The 20,130-nt window shown below is 42.6% G+C and carries 16 protein-coding genes; 6 read left to right on the plus strand and 10 right to left on the minus strand.

What is annotated here, in order from left to right; all coding sequences use genetic code 11:
- Nucleotides 1-38: 38 nt before the first annotated feature.
- From speB to MIC7126_RS0126010, 5 genes are all read left to right on the plus strand, one after another.
- On the plus strand, nt 39-1,079 hold the full coding sequence (gene speB / locus MIC7126_RS0125990; RefSeq protein WP_017656061.1) for an agmatinase SpeB: 1,041 nt from the start codon (nt 39-41) through the stop codon (nt 1,077-1,079).
- A 214-nt stretch (nt 1,080-1,293) separates the two neighbouring features.
- On the plus strand, nt 1,294-2,757 hold the full coding sequence (locus tag MIC7126_RS0125995; protein ID WP_017656062.1) for an alpha-amylase: 1,464 nt from the start codon (nt 1,294-1,296) through the stop codon (nt 2,755-2,757).
- Nucleotides 2,758-3,024: 267 nt separating this feature from the next.
- Nucleotides 3,025-4,107: a photosystem II q(b) protein gene (gene psbA, locus MIC7126_RS0126000; protein ID WP_017656063.1), complete on the plus strand. Its 1,083-nt coding sequence runs from the start codon at nt 3,025-3,027 to the stop codon at nt 4,105-4,107.
- Nucleotides 4,108-4,297: 190 nt separating this feature from the next.
- The gene (locus tag MIC7126_RS0126005; protein WP_017656064.1) at nt 4,298-5,563 is read left to right on the plus strand and encodes a tetratricopeptide repeat protein; all 1,266 of its coding nucleotides are present in this window, start codon (nt 4,298-4,300) and stop codon (nt 5,561-5,563) included.
- Nucleotides 5,564-5,926, plus strand: a complete 363-nt coding sequence (locus MIC7126_RS0126010) for a hypothetical protein (protein ID WP_017656065.1) — start codon at nt 5,564-5,566, stop codon at nt 5,924-5,926.
- Between the two features lie 116 nt (nt 5,927-6,042).
- On the opposite strand, the gene metK is transcribed toward MIC7126_RS0126010, so the two are convergent.
- From metK to MIC7126_RS0126035, 5 genes are all read right to left on the minus strand, one after another.
- Nucleotides 6,043-7,236, minus strand: a complete 1,194-nt coding sequence (metK, locus tag MIC7126_RS0126015) for a methionine adenosyltransferase (protein WP_026100536.1) — start codon at nt 7,234-7,236, stop codon at nt 6,043-6,045.
- Between the two features lie 62 nt (nt 7,237-7,298).
- Complete coding sequence (locus MIC7126_RS0126020) at nt 7,299-10,316, minus strand: cation-translocating P-type ATPase (protein ID WP_026100537.1); 3,018 nt, start codon at nt 10,314-10,316, stop codon at nt 7,299-7,301.
- Nucleotides 10,317-10,800: 484 nt separating this feature from the next.
- Nucleotides 10,801-11,493 (minus strand): phosphoribosyltransferase, encoded by a 693-nt coding sequence (locus MIC7126_RS0126025; protein ID WP_017656068.1) that lies wholly within the window; start codon nt 11,491-11,493, stop codon nt 10,801-10,803.
- A gap of 153 nt (nt 11,494-11,646) precedes the next feature.
- Nucleotides 11,647-12,276, minus strand: a complete 630-nt coding sequence (gene recR, locus MIC7126_RS0126030) for a recombination mediator RecR (RefSeq protein WP_081603098.1) — start codon at nt 12,274-12,276, stop codon at nt 11,647-11,649.
- A 30-nt stretch (nt 12,277-12,306) separates the two neighbouring features.
- Nucleotides 12,307-12,732 carry a hypothetical protein gene (locus tag MIC7126_RS0126035; protein WP_026100538.1) on the minus strand — a complete coding sequence of 142 codons (426 nt, stop codon included), beginning with the start codon at nt 12,730-12,732 and terminating at the stop codon, nt 12,307-12,309.
- A gap of 173 nt (nt 12,733-12,905) precedes the next feature.
- Here MIC7126_RS0126035 and MIC7126_RS0126040 point away from each other — a divergent pair, with 173 nt between their 5' ends.
- Nucleotides 12,906-13,856, plus strand: coding sequence for a 50S ribosomal protein L11 methyltransferase (locus tag MIC7126_RS0126040; RefSeq protein WP_017656071.1), 951 nt, complete (start codon nt 12,906-12,908; stop codon nt 13,854-13,856).
- On the opposite strand, the gene MIC7126_RS30910 is transcribed toward MIC7126_RS0126040, so the two are convergent.
- The 5 genes from MIC7126_RS30910 to MIC7126_RS0126065 form a co-directional block, all read right to left on the minus strand.
- Nucleotides 13,801-14,226 (minus strand): hypothetical protein, encoded by a 426-nt coding sequence (locus MIC7126_RS30910; RefSeq protein WP_154656036.1) that lies wholly within the window; start codon nt 14,224-14,226, stop codon nt 13,801-13,803. The two genes, MIC7126_RS0126040 and MIC7126_RS30910, sit on opposite strands and share 56 nt — an antisense overlap.
- Before the next feature lie 4 nt (nt 14,227-14,230).
- Entirely contained in the window at nt 14,231-15,742 is a 1,512-nt protein-coding gene (gene ilvA / locus MIC7126_RS0126050) for a threonine ammonia-lyase, biosynthetic (RefSeq protein WP_017656073.1), read from the minus strand.
- 173 nt (nt 15,743-15,915) lie between these two features.
- Nucleotides 15,916-16,170: a TIGR03643 family protein gene (locus tag MIC7126_RS0126055; protein WP_017656074.1), complete on the minus strand. Its 255-nt coding sequence runs from the start codon at nt 16,168-16,170 to the stop codon at nt 15,916-15,918.
- 129 nt (nt 16,171-16,299) lie between these two features.
- Nucleotides 16,300-19,092, minus strand: coding sequence for a preprotein translocase subunit SecA (secA, locus tag MIC7126_RS0126060; protein WP_017656075.1), 2,793 nt, complete (start codon nt 19,090-19,092; stop codon nt 16,300-16,302).
- A 256-nt stretch (nt 19,093-19,348) separates the two neighbouring features.
- Nucleotides 19,349-20,119 (minus strand): SDR family NAD(P)-dependent oxidoreductase, encoded by a 771-nt coding sequence (locus MIC7126_RS0126065; protein WP_017656076.1) that lies wholly within the window; start codon nt 20,117-20,119, stop codon nt 19,349-19,351.
- Nucleotides 20,120-20,130: the final 11 nt, after the last annotated feature.

Below are 20,130 nucleotides of genomic sequence, written 5' to 3' on the forward strand. Positions count from 1 at the left end.
GCGTTTTGTCTGCCTACGTAAATCCACACGGAGCATCAATGAGTAATCAAGAATTGGAATTTAATCCCAGTGGGGTAGGTGAAATCAATGGTAATATTTTGGGTTTACCATTTGACTATGAATCGGCAAATCTGATTGTGTTTGGTGTTCCGTGGGAAGTTACTGTATCCTATGGGGCAGGTACTGCTAACGGCCCGCAGCGAATTTTGGATGCGTCAACGCAACTGGATTTATTCGATTTTGACCACCCTCATGGATGGAAACAGGGAATTTTCATGCCGAAAATTCCTCAAGATATTTTAGAAAAAAACACTTACTATCGCGGTTTAGCAGCAACAATTATCGAGCGTTTATCCCAGGGTAAAACACTCACAGATGAACCAGATTTAACACCAGTGTTGACAGAAATTAATCAAGCTTGTCAACAAGTGAATCAATGGCTGTTTACCCAGTGTCAAGAAGCAATTACAAATGGTAAGCGAGTAGCTGTCATCGGTGGCGACCATAGTTCACCGCTGGGCTATTTTCAAGCATTAGCTGCTAAATACCCAAATTACGGTATCTTGCACATTGATGCACATGCTGATTTACGGGATGCTTTTGAGGGCTTTGAATTTTCTCATGCGTCCATTATGTTTCATGCGATGAAAATCCCGCAAATTTCTAAGTTAGTGCAGGTGGGTTTGCGCGATATTTGTCATGATGAAGTGGAATTAATCGATGAATCCCACGGACGAATTGTCGCTTATTATGACCCAGCAATTAAACAAAGATTGTATTCTGGCAGTACTTGGATTAATTTATGTCGAGAAATTATTAGTCATTTGCCTGAGTATGTTTACATTAGCTTTGATGCTGATGGTTTAGATCCAAAACTGTGTCCGAATACCGGTACTCCTGTTCCTGGGGGATTAGAATTAGAACAAACTTTTTGTCTATTTCGAGAATTGATTAATAGCGATCGCAAAATTATCGGTTTTGATGTCTGCGAAGTTGGTGATGCTGAGTGGGATGGGAATGTCGGGGCGCGGATAGTTTATAAGTTGGCAAATCTCATGGATTTATCTCAGCTACGGTAGAGCAATCTTGATAAGAAGGGGTGAGGGGCTGGGGAAGAAAAACACTATGGCGTTGATCTAAGCGGTGAAGTTTGGGCGGTAAAGTTTGGCTGGTTGATTTTGGCGCAGCGAGCAGTTAAAAAGTCTGATGATTCCGTATATTTGGATTTACTACTGTTGCAATCTGTACTTAATCGCGTAGAATATTCGTCATTTAGCAAAAGCAGGACGATACATGGCAGAGCTAAACGGCGCAATGATGCAATACTTCCACTGGTATGTCCCTAATGATGGCAGCTTGTGGAGCAAGGTTGATAGTGCAGCAAAAGAATTAGCCGATGCGGGTTTCACAGCTTTATGGCTACCGCCAGCTTACAAAGGATTTGCTGGGGCTTATGATGTGGGATATGGCGTTTATGATCTATTTGATTTGGGTGAATTCGATCAAAAAAGTTCAATTCGTACTAAGTACGGTACACGTCAGCAGTATCTCGATGCAATTAAGACCCTCAAAGCCAGAGGAATTCAGGTTTATGGCGATGCGGTGCTCAATCACAAGATGGGTGGTGACAGAGTGGAAACACCAAAAGCTACACCTTATGCACAAAGCGATCGCCTTAATCCTAAAGGCTGGTTACAAGAAATCAAATCCTACACACACTATCATTTTCCTGGGCGACAGGGCAAATATTCCAATTTTGAATGGCATTGGTGGCACTTTGACGCGGTTGATTATAACGAATATAACAGCGGCGATGGCAGTACAGTCTATCTATTAGAAGGTAAAAGCTTTGATGACTACGTAGCTTTAGAAAATGGCAACTTTGCTTATCTGATGGGTTGCGATTTAGATTTTCAAAATGAATGGGTGCGTGGTGAAATCACTTACTGGGGTAAATGGTATCTTGACACCACAAATGTTGATGGCTTTCGGATTGACGCTATCAAGCATATCTCTGCTTGGTTCTTTCCTCAATGGCTGGATGATTTAGAAAACTATGCGGGTAAAGATTTGTTTGCAGTAGGTGAGTATTGGTATAACGATGTCAATACTTTGAAGTGGTATATTGACGCTACTCGTGGCAAGATGTCGGTATTTGATGTACCACTACACTATAATTTCCATGCTGCTAGCAAATCGGGTGGTAATTATGACATGCGCCGGATACTAGATGGAACGCTCATGCAGCAGCGTCCTACCTTGGCGGTGACATTTGTCGAAAATCATGATTCTCAACCGTTACAGGCGCTAGAGTCGGTGGTTGAGTCTTGGTTTAAGCCCTTAGCTTACGCGATTATTCTCCTCAGAAGGGAAGGTTATCCCTGCGTATTTTATGCAGATTACTACGGCGCAGAATACGAAGATAGAGGATATAAGATTTTTCTCACCTCTCACCGTTGGCTGATTGATAAGTTTCTCTACGCCCGCAAAAACTTTGCTTACGGCCCGCAATATGATTACTTCGATCACTGGAACACCATCGGTTGGACAAGATTAGGAGATGAAAATCATCCCCAAGCTTTGGCGGTGATTATGAGTGATGGTGCCGAAGGTTCTAAATGGATGGAAGTTGGTAAACCCAATACCAAATTTATCGACTTGACAGAACACATTCAAGAACCTGTTTATACTAACCATTCAGGTTGGGGTGAATTCCGCTGCAAAGGTGGTTCTGTATCTGTGTGGATTCAAGCTTAGAAACTCATGTGATGATTTGTTGAAGCAAACATCATCCAATTGAGGCGCTGCTGAGATTGGGTGATGTTTCGCTATTTGTGTTGTCTTTGAGGAGCGATCAACAGTCCACTCAGGATATAAATTTTAATAAGTAAACCTTATAGCAGTGATTATATTTACAAAACTTTCCCTACTTGATTAATTTTTGTAAAGCAATGTAAAGTACTGTTACAGGCAAAGACAAACGCGCCTGATTCATACAAAAACAAAGACAGCAATTATAGAACCATGACAGCCACCTTACAACAGCGCCAAAGCGCCAACGTCTGGGACAAGTTCGCCAACTGGATCACCAGCACCGAAAACCGTATTTATGTAGGTTGGTTCGGCGTATTAATGATCCCCACCTTGCTAGCTGCTACCGTCTGCTTCGCCATCGCCTTCATCGCCGCACCTCCTGTAGATATCGACGGTATCCGCGAACCAGTAGCAGGTTCATTGATTTACGGAAACAACATCATCTCTGGTGCAGTTGTTCCCTCCTCCAACGCTATCGGTTTACACTTCTACCCAATATGGGAAGCAGCATCCTTGGATGAGTGGTTGTACAACGGCGGCCCTTACCAATTGGTAGTATTCCACTTCCTCATCGGCGTATTCTGCTACCTCGGTCGTGAGTGGGAATTGTCTTACCGCTTAGGAATGCGTCCTTGGATTTGCGTAGCATTCAGCGCACCTGTAGCAGCAGCTACCGCAGTATTCTTGATTTACCCCATCGGACAAGGTTCATTCTCTGATGGTATGCCTTTGGGTATCTCTGGAACATTCAACTTCATGATTGTGTTCCAAGCAGAGCACAACATCTTGATGCACCCCTTCCACATGTTAGGTGTAGCAGGTGTATTCGGCGGTTCATTGTTCTCCGCAATGCACGGTTCGTTGGTAACATCTTCCTTAGTTCGTGAAACCACCGAAACCGAATCTCAAAACTACGGTTATAAGTTCGGTCAAGAAGAAGAAACCTACAACATCGTAGCTGCTCACGGTTACTTCGGTCGCTTAATATTCCAATACGCTTCTTTCAACAACAGCCGCTCATTGCACTTCTTGCTAGCAGCATGGCCTGTAGTCGGAATCTGGTTCACAGCATTGGGTGTAAGCACAATGGCGTTCAACTTGAACGGTTTCAACTTCAACCAATCTGTAATTGATTCTCAAGGTCGCGTCATCAACACCTGGGCTGACGTGATCAACCGCGCCAACTTGGGTATGGAAGTAATGCACGAGCGTAACGCTCACAACTTCCCTCTAGATTTAGCTTCCGCTGAAGCTGCTCCTGTTGCTATCAGCGCTCCTGCTATCAACGGTTAGTTAATCGAAACAAAGCAATAAATTCTCTGCGAATCAAAAGCGCTCTCCGTACGGGGGGCGCTTTTTTTTGCTTTTGTGCAACAAAAGCTACATGCTTTTTGTCTGAAGCTGAAGATGTCCGGTGAGTAAATCTGGATTTTTACTGGCATCATTTGTAGTCATCTTTGAACAAAAAGCTGGTAGTACATAAATGACTGAAAATCAGTTAGATCAGGCTATTCAGAAATATACTATTGCCCTGGAAACACTCGAAAAGGCGGTCAAAGAAGTTCATTCATCAAAACTCTCATCAGAGCAAATTTTACATACTCTCATTGCTCGCCATGAAGTTCAAGTGGCAATGGATAGGTTGCATCCATCTAACACTAAAAATCTCGTTAATCATCTCAATAAATTAGATAACCGCTTAAGAAAACAGTTTAAAACAATTAATTACTCTACTGACTTAACTAAGTGGCGAACTTATTTAAATCCATCAACAGAATCTTGGTGGTGGTTCCTTGATTCCCTAACTGTACCTTGGTCAGAGCGTTATGATTGGCTGTGGAGTTTTTTGTCTTTAGTGTTTTTAGTCGCCTCCGTCAGCCTTGGTGTCGATGTTTCCTCTCAATTTTTAAGCAGTGGGCCAGATTTTGTGGGCACTTTGGCGGTAATTGTGCAAAGTATTTTAACTCTGCTAGCTGGTGGTGGTGCGTTAACTAAAAATGGTAAAGATGCGATTGAGCGCATTTTATCTAGCTGGAAACTGCCTAAACATTGGTGGCATGAAGTGAGTTTTTTAATGTCATTATTGCTATTTTTATGCTTACTCAGCTTTCATCAACTTGGTCTGCCATTAATTGCTAATAAATATAACTTTTTTGCTGAACAAGCTTATAGTCGTGGGCAATTAGCCAGCGCTGAAAATAACTTTATTCGTGCATTGCAACTAAACCCTGACTATCCGGAAGCTCACTTTAACCTAGGAAGAGTTTATGAAGTATTACAACAAGATGAGCGCGCTAGTGCTGAATATCAATTAGCTGTGAAAGGAGAATATTACAAGGCTTATCATCGATTAGCTCGCTTGTATATTCTCAAGGCTAGCAAAGATACAGATAATTATTCTCGGGCTGTGGCGTTACTCACTGAGGGTACGTCGAAGGAAGTAGCAGACGATAAGGAGACGACTTACTATAACCGCACATATATGGGTTGGGCAAGACTGGGGCAAAAACGCTATTCAGAAGCACAACCTTTATTGAAAGAAGCTAATGATATCAACGGCAAACTGACGAGTCAACAAGCGCTGGCTCATTGCTTACTGGCGCAGGTATTAGATGAACAGAAAAAAAACCCAGAGCAAGCAAATCAAATGTGGGAACTTTGTGTAGGTAAAGGCAATCAAACAAAGCCAGATGAGGATATGTGGATTGGTGTAGCGCGTCAACGTTTGCAGAAAATGGAAGAAAAGTAAATGAAATCTAGAATGTCTTTGCCAGTTGCTTGTAGTTTAGTGCTTTCAGCAGCCTCGGTAAATGGATTGTCTCCTCAGTTCAATCAATATGCATTGGCACAATCTCAAAATCAAAGTCCTATTGCTGAAATAATTAATGTAGAAGGTGGCAGAGTCGAACTTAAGCGACAAAATTCTCCAAATTATAGCCTGACTCAAACAGGTGAAAAGCTGAATTTGGGTGATTTATTAAGGGTAGCGAAAGGGGTAAAGGTGATAGTTCAGTGTAATCTGAATAAAACTAATTGGACAGTACCTGATGATGGCTTACCTTGGGGTGTGGCTAATACTTGTTCGCCACCAGAGAAAAGAAGAACAACTTAAGATAATTTGTAATTGGTATTTAAAAATTTAGATTGGTGGCGGGGTTTTAAACTGATGAATTCCACTCACGAAGATTTTGCTAAAGGCGTTGTTATGCAACGTCTTTAATTTTGAGGTTATGAGTGGGGAAAAACATCAATTTTATCGATTTTTTCCCAAGGAAGTTCTAGATCCATTCTACCTACATGACCGTAGGCGGCAAGTTTTCTGTAAAATCCACCTTCAGTTTGGGAAGGTAAATTTCTTAAATTGAACTGTTTGATAATTCCTGCTAGGCGGAAATCGAAATGTTTGTCTAAAATGGCAGTGATTTCTTCGTCAGAAATTTTGCCTGTTCCGAAAGTTTCTACCTGGATACTCACTGGTCGAGAAAGCCCGATGGAGTAACTTAGCTGCACTTCACATTCATCAGCTAACTGGGCGGCTACGATATTTTTAGCTGCATAACGGGCGGCGTATGCTCCGATTCTATCTATTCTAATGGGGTCTTTGCCGCTTAAAGCAGAACCGCTATGTTTAGAATATTCGCCGTAGGTATCTATGGCATTTTTTCTCCCTGTTAAACCAGCGTGGACGGCTGGCCCTCCTTTAATAAATGCACCGTCGGGATTGATAAATATTCTGGTTTGTGCGTCGGGTTTAATATCTTCATCTGCAAAGATGGGATAAATTACATTTTCTTTTATGTCGTGTTGTAATTGTTTTAAATCTGGTTTTGATGGTTTATTTTGACTAGCAATAACTGTGATGCTATGAATGCGATGGGGTCGGCGATTTCGATATTCAACTCCTACTTGAGTTTTGCCATCGGGGGTGAGATATGGGAGGATATTATGGCGTCTGACGTGGCTAATTTGTCTGGCAAGTTTATGTGCTAACCAGATGGGTAAGGGCATAAATGCAGATGTTTGATTACAGGCGAAACCGAAGACTGTGGCTTGGTTATTAACTGTGATTTGTTCTATTTCTGCGTTAGTTAAATTTGCTTCTTTAAATAAGCGGTGTGGTTCGGGGGATAGTTCTCTTAAACTTGTTAAAATACTACAGGTTTTGCCATTAAATTCTGATTGTTCATAACCAACTTGCTCAATTACTTGTCTAGCTATATTGGTAAAATCTACGTTGGCATTGGGTTCAAATCTAGCGGCGATGAAAACAATGCCTGTGGATACGGCACATTCGGTGATGACTCTGGCGTATTGGTCTTGTTGTAAGAAACGATCAACGATCGCATCACTAATTTGATCGCAGAGTTTATCTGGATGCCCTTCTGTGACTGACTCGGAGGTGAACATGAAGTCTTTTTTCATATAGGGAAGAGGGGATAGGGGATAGGGGATAGGGACTTGGGGATAGGGTCTAGAATACTGAATTAGTGGGCGATCGCTATAATTTTTGGTTCTGTTGTTGCAGAGTTTAGTTGTTGATTTAATCTCATATTCTTTGTGCTTTCATTGATTAATAATGGTACGAAAGCAGCACTGCCAATCACTAGACTATCAACAAGATTAATGGGTGTAATTTTTAATAAGCTCCTTAGTTGAGGGATGGTTAGCGCTAAGATTTGGATGGCAAAGGAACCGACAACGGCAGCATTTAAGTAAGGATTTGGTGGCAGTTTTTCGGAATTAAAAATGCTGTGTTTTTCAGAGCGACTGCTAATAGTATGTAGTAGTTGGGCTGATGTTAAACTTAAGAAGGCAACAGTGCTGGCGCGGGGACTAATTCCATATTTGGCGATCGCATATCCATAAGCTGCTAAAGTACTCAGAGAAATTATCGCTGACTCTCCCGCAATTCTCCCTAGGTCGGAGTTCTTGATAATTGGTGTTTCTGGGCTGCGGGGTGGTTGACTTAATACCTCTGGTTCTGGTGCTTCCATCGCTAGGGAAAGTCCAGGGAAAATATCAGTAACTAGATTCAACCACAGCAATTGAATGGCGTTGAGGGGTTCGCCTATCCCTAAAGCGATGGCGCTGGTCATGACCATGATTTCACTGAGATTCGTTGATAACAGGAAATGCACAGATTTGCGTATATTGTTGTAAATTGTCCGCCCTCGACTCACAGCAATAATCATGGTTTCGAGTCGGTCGTCTGCTAAAACGATATCTGCAACTTCTCGCGCTACGTCTGTACCGCCTTTACCCATTGCAACTCCGACTTGGGCGGCTTTTAAAGCTGGAGCATCATTAATTCCATCACCAGTCATGGCGACTACTTTACCCGCTCTCTGCAAAGCTTGGACAATTTGTAGTTTATTGCTGGGACTGATGCGAGCAAAAACGTCTACTTTGTCGCTGAGTGCAGTCATTGCTTCAGGCGTGAGACGATTGAGGTCAGTGGAATCGAGAATTTCTAATTGCTGATCTCGATTTAATTGTAATTCTTTAGCGATCGCATAAGCTGTTGGGCTTTGATCGCCAGTAATCATGACTGTATCTATTCCCGCTTGATGAAAATCTGCTATTAATTCTTTCACACCTATTCTAATTGGGTCTGCCATTCCTACCAAACCCAACCATGTCAAGTCTGATTCATGTTCATCGCCGTTATTTGTCGCGTAAGCTAGACCTAGTACCCGCAAGGCTTTACCCGCCATGCGATCATTCGCAATAGCGATCGCTTGTCTATCTGCTGCAGTTAACGGTACAATTTGCCCATGCTTCAGTCTCCATTGGCATATCTGCACCACTTCTGCGGGATTACCTTTAACAGCGACAAACTTCTGCTGGTCGTCAGTTTCATGAATTGTACTCATGATATTGCGATTTTCCGAGCGAAAATTAGTTTGCCACAAAGAATATTTTGCTCTTAAATCGACGACATTAACTCCAGCTGCGATCGCTAAATAAATTAAAGCATTTTCTGTAGCCGAACCTGTTAATAAATACTCGCCATTTGCTGATGGCTTAACTTCACTTTCATTGCAGAGAACTGACACATGAATTAGTTTTAATAAATCGTCGCAACTATAAGGATTAATATCCTCACCATTCACAATAAATTTGTTATCAACTACACTAATTTGTGTAGTGTTTGCTTGAATTTCCACTACCGACATGCGGTTTTCTGTAATGGTTCCTGTTTTATCCAGACAAATTGTTTGGACAGAACCCAAAGCTTCCACTGCATTAAGACTGCGGACAAGGATATTATTTTTCCGCATATCTTGAATACCCAAAGCTAAAGTAGTAGTAGCGATTGTGGGTAGACCTTCTGGAACTGCAGCCACAGCTAAAGATATGGATGAAGTCAGCATCTGCACTAAGCCATACCCCCGCATCATACCCATACCAAAAACCAAACCACAAATTCCCATACTCAACATCACTAATTGACTCCCCACCTTGTCTAACTGCTTGGCTAGGGGAGTATCCATCGCTGTGGCTTCACCCACTAATTGTTGAATTTTACCCATTTCCGTAAATTTACCTATCGCTACCGCTACAGCCAATCCTTGACCACTAGTAACTAAAGTGCCTTTGTATGCCATATTTAGGCGATCGCCTAGCGCAATCTCTTGCCCAGTCAAGGATTCAGCAGTTTTATTTACAGGTAAACTTTCGCCAGTGAGAGCAGATTCATCAATACTCAAGTAATCAGCGGCAATGATGCGCGTATCCGCTGCTACATAAGAGCCTGGTTGCAAAACCAAAATATCACCTAAAGCGACATTTTCCGTAGGGACTTCAATTTTAGTGCTATCTCTAATTACCCAAGTTGACGTTTGACCACGATTTTTTAGAGATTGAATAATTCTTTCTGACTGGCTTTCCGTAAAGTAACCAATTGCAGCATTTAAACCAACAACACCCATAATTACTATGGCATCAACAACCCCACCAGTGCAAATTGAAACACCTGCGGCGACTCCCAACAAAGCGACTGGTAAAGATTTAAACTGCTCAACTAACATATTCAATTGAGAACGAGTCGCAGTTTCCGAGAGAATATTTAAACCATATTTTTGCAGATTTGCTGTAGCTAATTCACTCGATAAACCCGATATTTTTGAAGTATTGAAACTTGCTAAAACTTCATTTGTTTCTTGTGTGTGCCAATTTTCTATTTTGGGATCTGCAGTCGGAATAATAGATTTAGCAAATGTTTTCTTAGTTTTTAATTTTGACTTAACTTTATCTAGATTTTTTGGTTGAGAATGAGTGAGGACAATTTCTTGAATTAGCGTCGCAATTTGCCTATGACTAATCTCCGAATTAAATAAAACCAAAACATTACCCGTTAACGGATTAGCAGCAACATAATTGATATCTTGATTTTGAGAAAGCGATCGCTCCAACAACCGCTGTAAATCTGGCGAATTTTCCAACAACTTAACCTTATATCTGCCTCTCCCTTTAACCTTAGTATGTATTGCTTGGATCACAATCTAATTTACTCCCGTAACTTTAACAAAATAGCAGTAATCAATTGTCAAAACACTTAAAACCCTCATACCAAATTATTTAAAAACCTAGCTAACTATCTTAAAAAAACCTCAGCGTACCCCCGCGTTAAAAAAAAGCTACTACTTGACGCATAACCGTAAAACTTATTTGCAACGATTCACATCAATAAGTAGCCTTAGATTGTAATTAATTCCAAGTCCAGATCCATCAGTCTGAAGGATGAAGGGTGAAAATAGTACTAGTAGATTAAGCTTTAGTAGATAAAACTACTTCTCTAGCTAGAAGAGAGATTTCAGCAGAATAGTTATTTTGCTTAGTAGTAGCAGTAGTAGTAAAAGTTAATTATCCTAGGATTTATCAAGTATTCAAGTAAAATTAGTCAACATTAGGACATTTTTGCTTGATATTTCTAAACATCCTAGGATTTTCTATAAAATTTTTTCTATTGCAACTGTAGAAACGTCAAGAAAAGTTATCTTCCTTAACAGCTATTGTTTCCGCAACATCAGGAATATAGTTGTTGGTGGCTTGCTTGAGCAAACTGCAAACCTCATCGTCCGTAGTTTGGGGAAAATTTTCGTACCAAAGACCAACACTATAAAAAGGATTAGGTGTGGCGATACAAACTAATTCATCAACTTGAGTTTCCAATTCTTGACAAGTTTGGGGTGCGGCGACGGATACTGCAATGATAATACGTGCGGGTTGCTGTTTTCGCACAGCAGTAATCGCCGCCCACATAGTTGCACCTGTTGCCAAGCCATCATCTACTAAAATAATTGTAGAGCCTTTGAGGTTGGGAAAAGGACGTTCACCGCGATACAATTTTTCTCGGCGCTTTAACTCTCGTTCTTCGTGGGAGGTAGCTTTAGCTATTTGCTCGTCAGTAATTTTCAGTTGGCTGATAACTTGCTCATTAAGTATACGTATACCACCAGATGCGATCGCTCCCATTGCTAATTCTTCTTGATGGGGTACGCCAAGCTTACGAACTACAAGTACATCTAGAGGAACATTTAAGGCTTGAGCAATTTCAAAAGCCACAGGTACACCACCCCTGGGTAAAGCCAATACTGACACATCCGGGCGGTTAGCATAAGCGGCTAATTCTTGGGCTAACAATTGACCAGCAATCCTCCGGTCTTTGAATATCATGGCTGAGTTAAAATTACTGATGTCAGTAATTAATCGTTACAGGTGTTTTTAATCTTTTGCACCGATTAATTGTATGTTCTGAAAAACCGCTTTTCCTCTGACTAACGGAGCGACATTCTTTTTGAAGATATCAGCCTAATGATTGAGTTGAGTTTAATCTAACTCCCGTCGTCCTTCCAATGCTCTCGCCAGCGTCACTTCATCAGCATATTCCAAATCGCCGCCCACAGGCAAGCCAAAAGCAATCCGCGTCACCTTAGTAAATGGTTTCAATAATTGACCAACATATAGTGTGGTTGTTTCTCCTTCCACACTAGGACTGATTGCTAAAATCACTTCTTGAGGTTTTTGCTGACTTACCCGTCGCACTAAAGACTCAATTGTCAACTGTTCTGGGCCGATAGCATCCATTGGTGAAATTACCCCACCCAAAACATGATACTTGCCTTTAAATTCGCGGGTTTTTTCCAGAGCAATCACATCACGAGAATCTGCAACAATACAGATAGTATTTTGATCGCGGTTAGGATTGCGACAGATTTCGCAAACTGGTTCAGCAGATAAATGAAAGCAAACAGAACACAAGCCTACTTGTTTTTTAGCATCAATTAGAGCTTGTGCTAAAGCTTCCACTTCTGATTCTGGTCGCTTGAGGATATGCAAAGCTAAACGCTGGGCTGATTTAGGCCCAACTCCTGGTAGGCGTTGCAATTGTTCAATTAACCTTGCTAAAGGGCGTGCGTAAACCGTGGTTTTATCTCCAGAGTGTTTTACCTTAACTATAATGACATTCCTGGGGCGTTTTGGTGCTCATTAAAAAGGTTGCATTACTCTTTGGGAATAAGTACGATCGCAGTATATAGCCCAAGCTACACCAAATAAACCGCTAATGGAACCGGCGACTGCTGCTGTCACACCCCATCCTAGAGGGCCAGTCCAGTTGCTAATCTCTTTAAGAATCGCTGTACTAGCTTTGCTGACCACATAAGCCGTTCCTGTGGCTGCAACTGTGACTAAACCTAACTCTGTTAATATTTCTACAAGTTGTTTGCTAGATAAATCTTCTTGAAAATAGATTTTCCAAATATTAGTGTACATGAAAATATCAGACACAGTTAACAGAATCTGTCTAGGAATTTCCCCACCAGGAGTTGGCGCAGCCGAAGCAGTCCCACTACCTATAGAATAAGTAGCGATCGCTATTACAGCTTCTAATCTTTTTTTCCGTAAATCACTCACTATTTTGTCTCCACATCTGTAACTAGGGTAGACCATCCTTTGGCAAATGACCCGGAGAATTTTGTTGACAGCAAAAGACATATCCGAAAATGAATATAGAAATGTTGCTCTGCAACGTCTCTATAAAAGTTTTATGTAACACATCATTAATTTTTGGGTACGTCTAAAAAAATATGTCATTAATTGAACTAAGTCTAGACACCACACACGAGGCGGTTGATTGGGTTTGTACGCTGCTGGCTGAGACTGTCGATATTGCAGATGTGGAAATTGCAGCATATTCTCACCAAAATTCTCTAGCTACCTCCCCTTGGGCATTTACAATTCACATATACTTACCCGACGATAACTATTCACGGGTACGTGTTGAAAAAATCGTCAATCTCTTATCACCTTTGCATCGTACAGGACTGGCAACGACAATTGAAAGTAATTTAGTCGAAAAACCCATAAATACAAATATAATTAGTCCTGTGGTCAACCGAATTGGTGAAAGATTTGTGGTCTTAGCGCCTCATGCACCCTATCCATCACCAGCAGCCGATGAAATTATTATCAGATTAGCAAAAACCCTAGCTTTTGGTAGCGGATTACATCCAGCGACTATTCTCAGTCTGCAACTTTTAGAAAAATATATTCTTCCCCAAATGAATGTGCTCGATTTGGGGTCAGGTTCAGGTATTTTAAGTGTAGCGATCGCTAAATTAGGTGCACAAGTTTTAGCTTTAGATAACGATCATGTTGCTGTGCAAGCAACCCAAAACACCGTGAGACTAAACAGCGTAGAACCCCAAGTAACAGTTGTGGAGGGAAGTTTGGGGTGTGGAAGTGAAATGGGGCATTGGATGGGCAAAGAAACTAGCGCTGATGCTATAAAAATCGAAGATACGCCTAGCTTTCATTTAATTGTTGCAAATATTTTAGCACGAATACATGTTGCTTTAGCTGATGACTTCCGGCGATCGCTACGTCACACCAACACACAACCAGGACTATTAATCACAGCCGGCTTTACCATTGATCAAGAAGAAATTGTGAATGCAGCATTGACTACAGCCGGATTTGAAGTCATCGATTGTGCCAGATTCCATGAATGGGTAGCACTTGTTTATCAATTGTATTAAGGGAGTGTGGGGAGATGGGGAGATGGGGAGATGGGGAGATGGGGTGGTGGGGGGATGGGGTGGTGGGGAGATTATTTGCAGTTATTTGGTTTGCAATTGCTGTTTTTGCAACTCCAATTGCTGTTTCAACGACAGCATTTGCTATTTCAACGACAGCATTTGCTATTTCAACGACAGCATTTGCTATTTCAACGACAACAATTGCTATTTCGGCGACAACAATTGCTATTTCGGCGACAACAATTGCCATTTCAACGACAACAATTGCTGTTTTTGCAACTCTAATTGCCATTTCAACGACAGCATTTGCCATTCCCCATAACCCCCCATCTCCCCATCTCCCCACCTTCCCACCACCCCATCTCCCCAATCCCCTATCCCAAAAACAACTTATAAGCCGGGTTACGGCTTTCATCCCAATAACGATAGCCAAGGGTATCAAGAAAAGCTTGCCATTCTTCCATCTCATGGGGAGGTACTTGGATACCTACCACAATCCGCCCGTAATCTGAACCATTATTGCGGTAGTGGAACATGCTAATATTCCAATCAGGACTCATAGAACCAACAAATTTCATCAAAGCGCCGGGACGCTCAGGAAACTCGAAGCGGTAGAGTAATTCGTTGTTTGCTAAAGGAGAATGTCCACCCACCATATGCCGTAGGTGCAATTTTGTCAGTTCATCATCGGTGAGGTCAATGGTTTGGAAGCCGCAACTTTCAAAAGTTTCTACCATCTTCGCCGCATCAGCCCGGTTTTGAATTTGCATCCCCACAAAAATATGAGCAGTGGTTTGATCAGCAATGCGATAGTTAAACTCAGTCAGATTGCGTTTACCAATACATTCACAAAACTGACGCAGACTACCTGGTTTTTCCGGAATCGTCACAGCAAAAATTGCTTCGCGGCGTTCACCAAACTCTGCCCTTTCTGCCACAAAGCGCAGGCGATCAAAATTCATGTTAGCACCGCAAGCCACAGCAATCAGCGTTTGACCTTGGATTTGTTCCCTTTCTGTATAGGCTTTCGCCGCTGCGATCGCCAGCGCCCCCGCTGGTTCTAAAATAGATCGCGTATCCTCAAACACATCTTTAATAGCCGCACAAGTATCATCCGTATCCACTAAAATGATTTCATCTACATACTGCTGACATAAATGAAAGGTTTCTTCTCCCACCTCTCGCACCGCTACCCCATCAGCAAATAAACCCACCTGAGATAAACGCACTCTTTGTCCCGCTTTCAACGATTGATGCATCGCATCAGCATCAACCGGCTCCACACCAATAATTTTAATTTCCGGACGCAACCGCTTGACATAAGCCCCAATCCCTGCAATCAATCCCCCACCACCAATCGCTACAAAAATTGCATGTATTGGTTGCTGATATTGTCGCAAAATCTCCATCCCAATTGTTCCTTGTCCAGCAATCACATCCGGGTCATCAAAAGGATGAATAAAAGTTAATCCTTTTTCTATCTCCAATTGCCGAGCATAAGCATAAGCATCATCATAGGTATTACCATGCAACACCACCTCACCTCCCCGCGCCCGCACAGCATCCACCTTCACCTGTGGTGTAGTAATTGGCATTACAATAATCGCTCGTGTACCCAGACGACTAGCACTCAGAGCCACACCTTGAGCATGATTACCCGCAGATGCAGCAATTACACCTTGCGCTAGCAAATCTGGTGGTAAATTTACCATTTTGTTATACGCGCCCCGCAACTTAAAAGAGAAGACCGATTGCATATCTTCTCGCTTCAGCAGCAATTGATTGTGCAATCGAGCTGAAAGATTAGGGGCGTATTCTAAAGGTGTTTCTTGAGCAACATCATATACACGCGCAGTCAGAATTTGTACCAAGTAATCACAATACATGGAGTCAACAGGTTGATAGATGCCGGATGGATTTTAATTCTACGGCACTTTGTGTACCTGTTTTGTGGAGATTAGCTAGCTTCAACCTTCCCACGGCGCTGTCTCCCCAACGCATCGGCTTTTCTGCGTGAGAAAAAAATCATCCCATTATTCAGCAGCGCCGCAAATCCCAATCATGTTTTTTGATTGTGCGATTTAAATCTACCTGCAATAAATTCTCGTTGATGCAAATGTTTTGTTTTACGTTTGGTGACTCTTTCTCGCCACATCTGGAAGCTTGATGCTTTCATTTCGCGCCGCATTAAAGCGATTACTTGTTTTTCCAACAAACCAAATTGTGCTTCGATGGCTTCAAAAGGTGTTCTGTCTTCCCAAGCCATTTCCAAAATGCGGTCTATGGTTTCGCTATCTAGTTCTGGTAGATCCATAGTCAAAAATTTGTCTAATGTGATGTTGTTTCTCTTGTGTTGTCCCAAAACTATTGTAGAGACGCAAAACTTTACGCCTCTACAAAAAATTATTTTCTGTGTATCAGAACAAACGCCCAGGAACTAACCTCAAACCATCTCTGAAGATGTTTGTACTGCTGGCTGGGGTTGGGGCTGGAACATGAACAGGGAGTATACCACATCTCGGCGGATATTCACCATCATATCCAAAAATAATTCGTAACCCTCGCTCTTATACTCAATCAGCGGGTCTTTTTGCCCATAACCACGCAGTCCCACAGATTCGCGCAGGGCGTCCATTTGCTGCAGATGTTCTCGCCACAGGGTATCGATCCGTTGCAAGATGAAGAAGCGTTCGGCTTGACGCATTAATCCTGGTTGAATTTCGTCAATTTGGGCTTCTTTGAGGTCGTAAGCATTCCGTACTTGTTCATGAAGGAAAGCTTTGATCTCGGTGACGGAGATATCCACTAGTTGATCGGGTTGCATGTCAGCGAGGAGATAGACGAATTCTTTGACTTTATCTACCAACTTTTCTAAATCCCACTCTTCGGAGGGGAGGTCTGGGTTGATGTAATAGTCAACGATGTCGTCCATCGTTTTTTCGGCGTAGGTGATTACCTGTTCTTTGAGGTCTTGACCTTCCAATACCCGACGGCGTTCGGCGTAGATGGCGCGACGTTGGTTGTTCATCACCTCGTCGTATTCAAATACCTGTTTACGGATGTCGTAGTAGTAGGTTTCGACTTTTTTCTGCGCCCCTTCTAGACTGCGGGTGAGCATTCCCGATTCAATGGGCATATCTTCTTCTACTTGGAAGGCGTTCATTAAGCCAGCGACGCGATCGCCACCAAAAATCCGTAGTAAGTTATCTTCTAAACTCAAAAAGAATCGTGTTGAACCGGGGTCGCCTTGTCTTCCCGCCCGTCCGCGCAATTGGTTGTCGATACGGCGAGATTCGTGGCGTTCTGTGCCGATGACGTGTAAACCGCCGAGTTCGACTACCTCATCATGCTCTTGCTCGGTAAATTGTTCATACTCCTGCTTGACACGGTTATATGCGGCGCGCAGTTTTTGAATTACTGGGTCATCGATGGGGGCTTTTTCGGCGGCGATCGCTACTTTTTCTTCTGCTTCCAATTCGGGTAAAGAGCGATCGCCATATTCCTTAACTGCAGCGTCTACTGCTTCTTTAAGCTGTTGTTCAGCTTCTTTACTCAATTGGGTCGGGAATATCTCCGGTGACGCTCGCCAAGTCTTGACTTTTTTCCCTGGAACAAAGCCTTGACCACCACCGTGTCCTGTGGGCATTCCTGCGGCTCTTTGGATACCAAAGCTATCTTCGTCTTCTGGCTGGACTATCCGGGGCATAAAGTATTCCCGCAGCTTCAGGCGAGCCATATACTCTGAGTTACCACCCAAGATGATATCCGTACCTCTGCCAGCCATGTTCGTAGCAATAGTTACAGCACCTCGCCGCCCAGCTTGAGCGACAATTTCTGCTTCTCGTTCCACGTTTTCTGGACGAGCGTTAAGCAATTCGTGGGGAATTTCCATTTCCTTGAGGAGACGGCTGAGATATTCCGATTTTTCCACGCTGGTAGTACCCACTAATACAGGTCTACCGAGTTCGTGCATTTCGCCGCATTCTCTAGCGATCGCTCCCCATTTACCTGATTCGGTCTTAAAGACCATATCTGACCAGTCTTGGCGTCTTCTAATTCTGTTGGTGGGGATGACGGTGACTTCCAGTTTGTAAATTTTTTCAAATTCTGGTTCTTCTGTCTTCGCAGTTCCCGTCATTCCCCCCAGTTTGGGATAAAGCAAGAACAGATTTTGATAAGTAATTGTCGCTAGAGTTTGGGTTTCTGGTTGAATATCTACGTGCTCTTTAGCTTCGATGGCTTGGTGTAGTCCATCACTCCAACGCCGTCCCGGTAATACACGACCGGTAAATTCATCGACGATGACCACTTCCCCGTTGCGGACGATGTAGTTTGTGTCCTTGAGGAACAGTTCTTTAGCTTTAATGGCGTTGAAAACGAAGTGCGCCCAAGGATCTTCCGGGTCAAATAAATCTGTGACGCCCAAAAGTGTTTCTGCTTCGGCGAAACCTTCATCAGTTAACAACACATTCCGTGCTTTTTCGTCCACCTCGTAATGTTCTTCCGGCTTCAGCGTCAAAGCAATTTCCGCCGCTTGCAGATATTTTTCTGTCGGTCTTTCTACCTGTCCAGAAATAATCAGCGGTGTCCGCGCCTCATCAACGAGAATCGAGTCTACCTCATCAATCACACAATAATTAAACGGGCGTTGTACCACATCAGCCATTGATGTTGCCATGTTATCCCGGAGGTAATCAAAACCCACCTCACTGTTGGTGACGTAAGTAATATCACACTCGTAATTTTTCTGACGCTCACTGGGAATCATGCTCGCCTGAATCAGCCCCACACTCAACCCTAGAAAACGATGCACCTGTCCCATCCATTCGGCGTCCCGACGGGCTAGGTAATCGTTCACCGTAATTACGTGTACACCCTTACCAGACAGTGCATTTAAATAACTCGGTAAAGTCGCCACCAGGGTTTTCCCTTCCCCAGTCTTCATTTCCGCGATTTGCCCTGAGTGCAGAATAATACCACCTTGCAGTTGCACATCAAAGTGTCGCAAACCCAAGACCCGCCGACCTGCTTCTCGAACAACAGCAAAAGCCTCCGGCAAAATTTCATCCAGGGTTTCACCCTTGGCCAGCCGCGCTTTAAATTCTGCTGTTTTGCCTTTCAATTCCTCATCCGTCAGGGCACTAATGTCTTCCTCTAAGAGGTTAACGTCATTAATGTAAGGTTGGTATTTTTTAAGTTTACGAGCGTTGGGGTCGCCCAACAAAGTTTTTAGCATGGCAAATTATGACAATAAATCAAGGGTGATGGGAATTAAAGGTTTGGCATAGGTTAACAGAATTTTACTCAGCCCAGCCGTTTTAGTTGTGGGTGGGCAGGAAATGAGTATTAACTCAAAAACAGCAGCGGCGCCAGCCAATTCGTCTAGTAAATGATTGGTTTAATCTTACATCTTATATTTCATCTTGATTAATAGTATCATTTTGGCCCCGGCTGGCGCAGGGAAACAGGGACAGCTGAATGTCAAACTCATCTTACCAAGGCAGTTTTTTTCCATCCCAGGAAAAAAATTGTCCACTATCGCCTGGTTGCATTTGTGCGAGCACATCCAGCAATTGCGTCACAGTGCGTTCTACAGAGAATAATTTTTCTGTGGGTACATTTGTTTGAAACGGACGAGACAGGCGGGTGTCGGTTGTGCCTGGGTGTAAAGTTACTACTAAAGCTTGCGGACAACTCCTGGCATATTCAATTGCTGCTGTCCGCATCAACATATTCAGCGCAGCTTTAGAGGCGCGATAACCATACCAACCACCCAGTTGATTATCACTAATACTACCTAATTTTGCTGAAATAGTGGCGAATATGCTGCGCTCTGGATGGCGAAATAAAGGTAATAAATGTTTAGCGAGTAACGCCGCGCCAATACTATTAACTTGGAAGTAGCGCAGCAAATTTTCAGAATTGAGTTGTTTGAGACTTTTTTCAGGTTGGAAATTACCGTCATGCAATAATCCCACACAGTTAATGACTAAATGTAGTCGCTTAACTTCATCTCCTATTTGTTTGGTAATTTCCCTAATCTGATTTTCTTCGGTAACATCTAACGATAAACAAATTAACTTTTCCGGATACTCTCCAGCCAAAGCTATTAATTCTGTGGATGTATCTATTTGACGGTAAGTAGCGTAGATTTTGGTAATGTTTTCATAAACGAGTAATTTTTTCACAAAACCTAGACCAATACCTTGATTTGCTCCCACAATTAAAGCGTGAACCTGATAATTTTCATTAATAAAAAACATATTTATTTGAA

The sequence above is a fragment of the Fortiea contorta PCC 7126 genome, assembly GCF_000332295.1.
GTDB lineage: Bacteria > Cyanobacteriota > Cyanobacteriia > Cyanobacteriales > Nostocaceae > Fortiea > Fortiea contorta.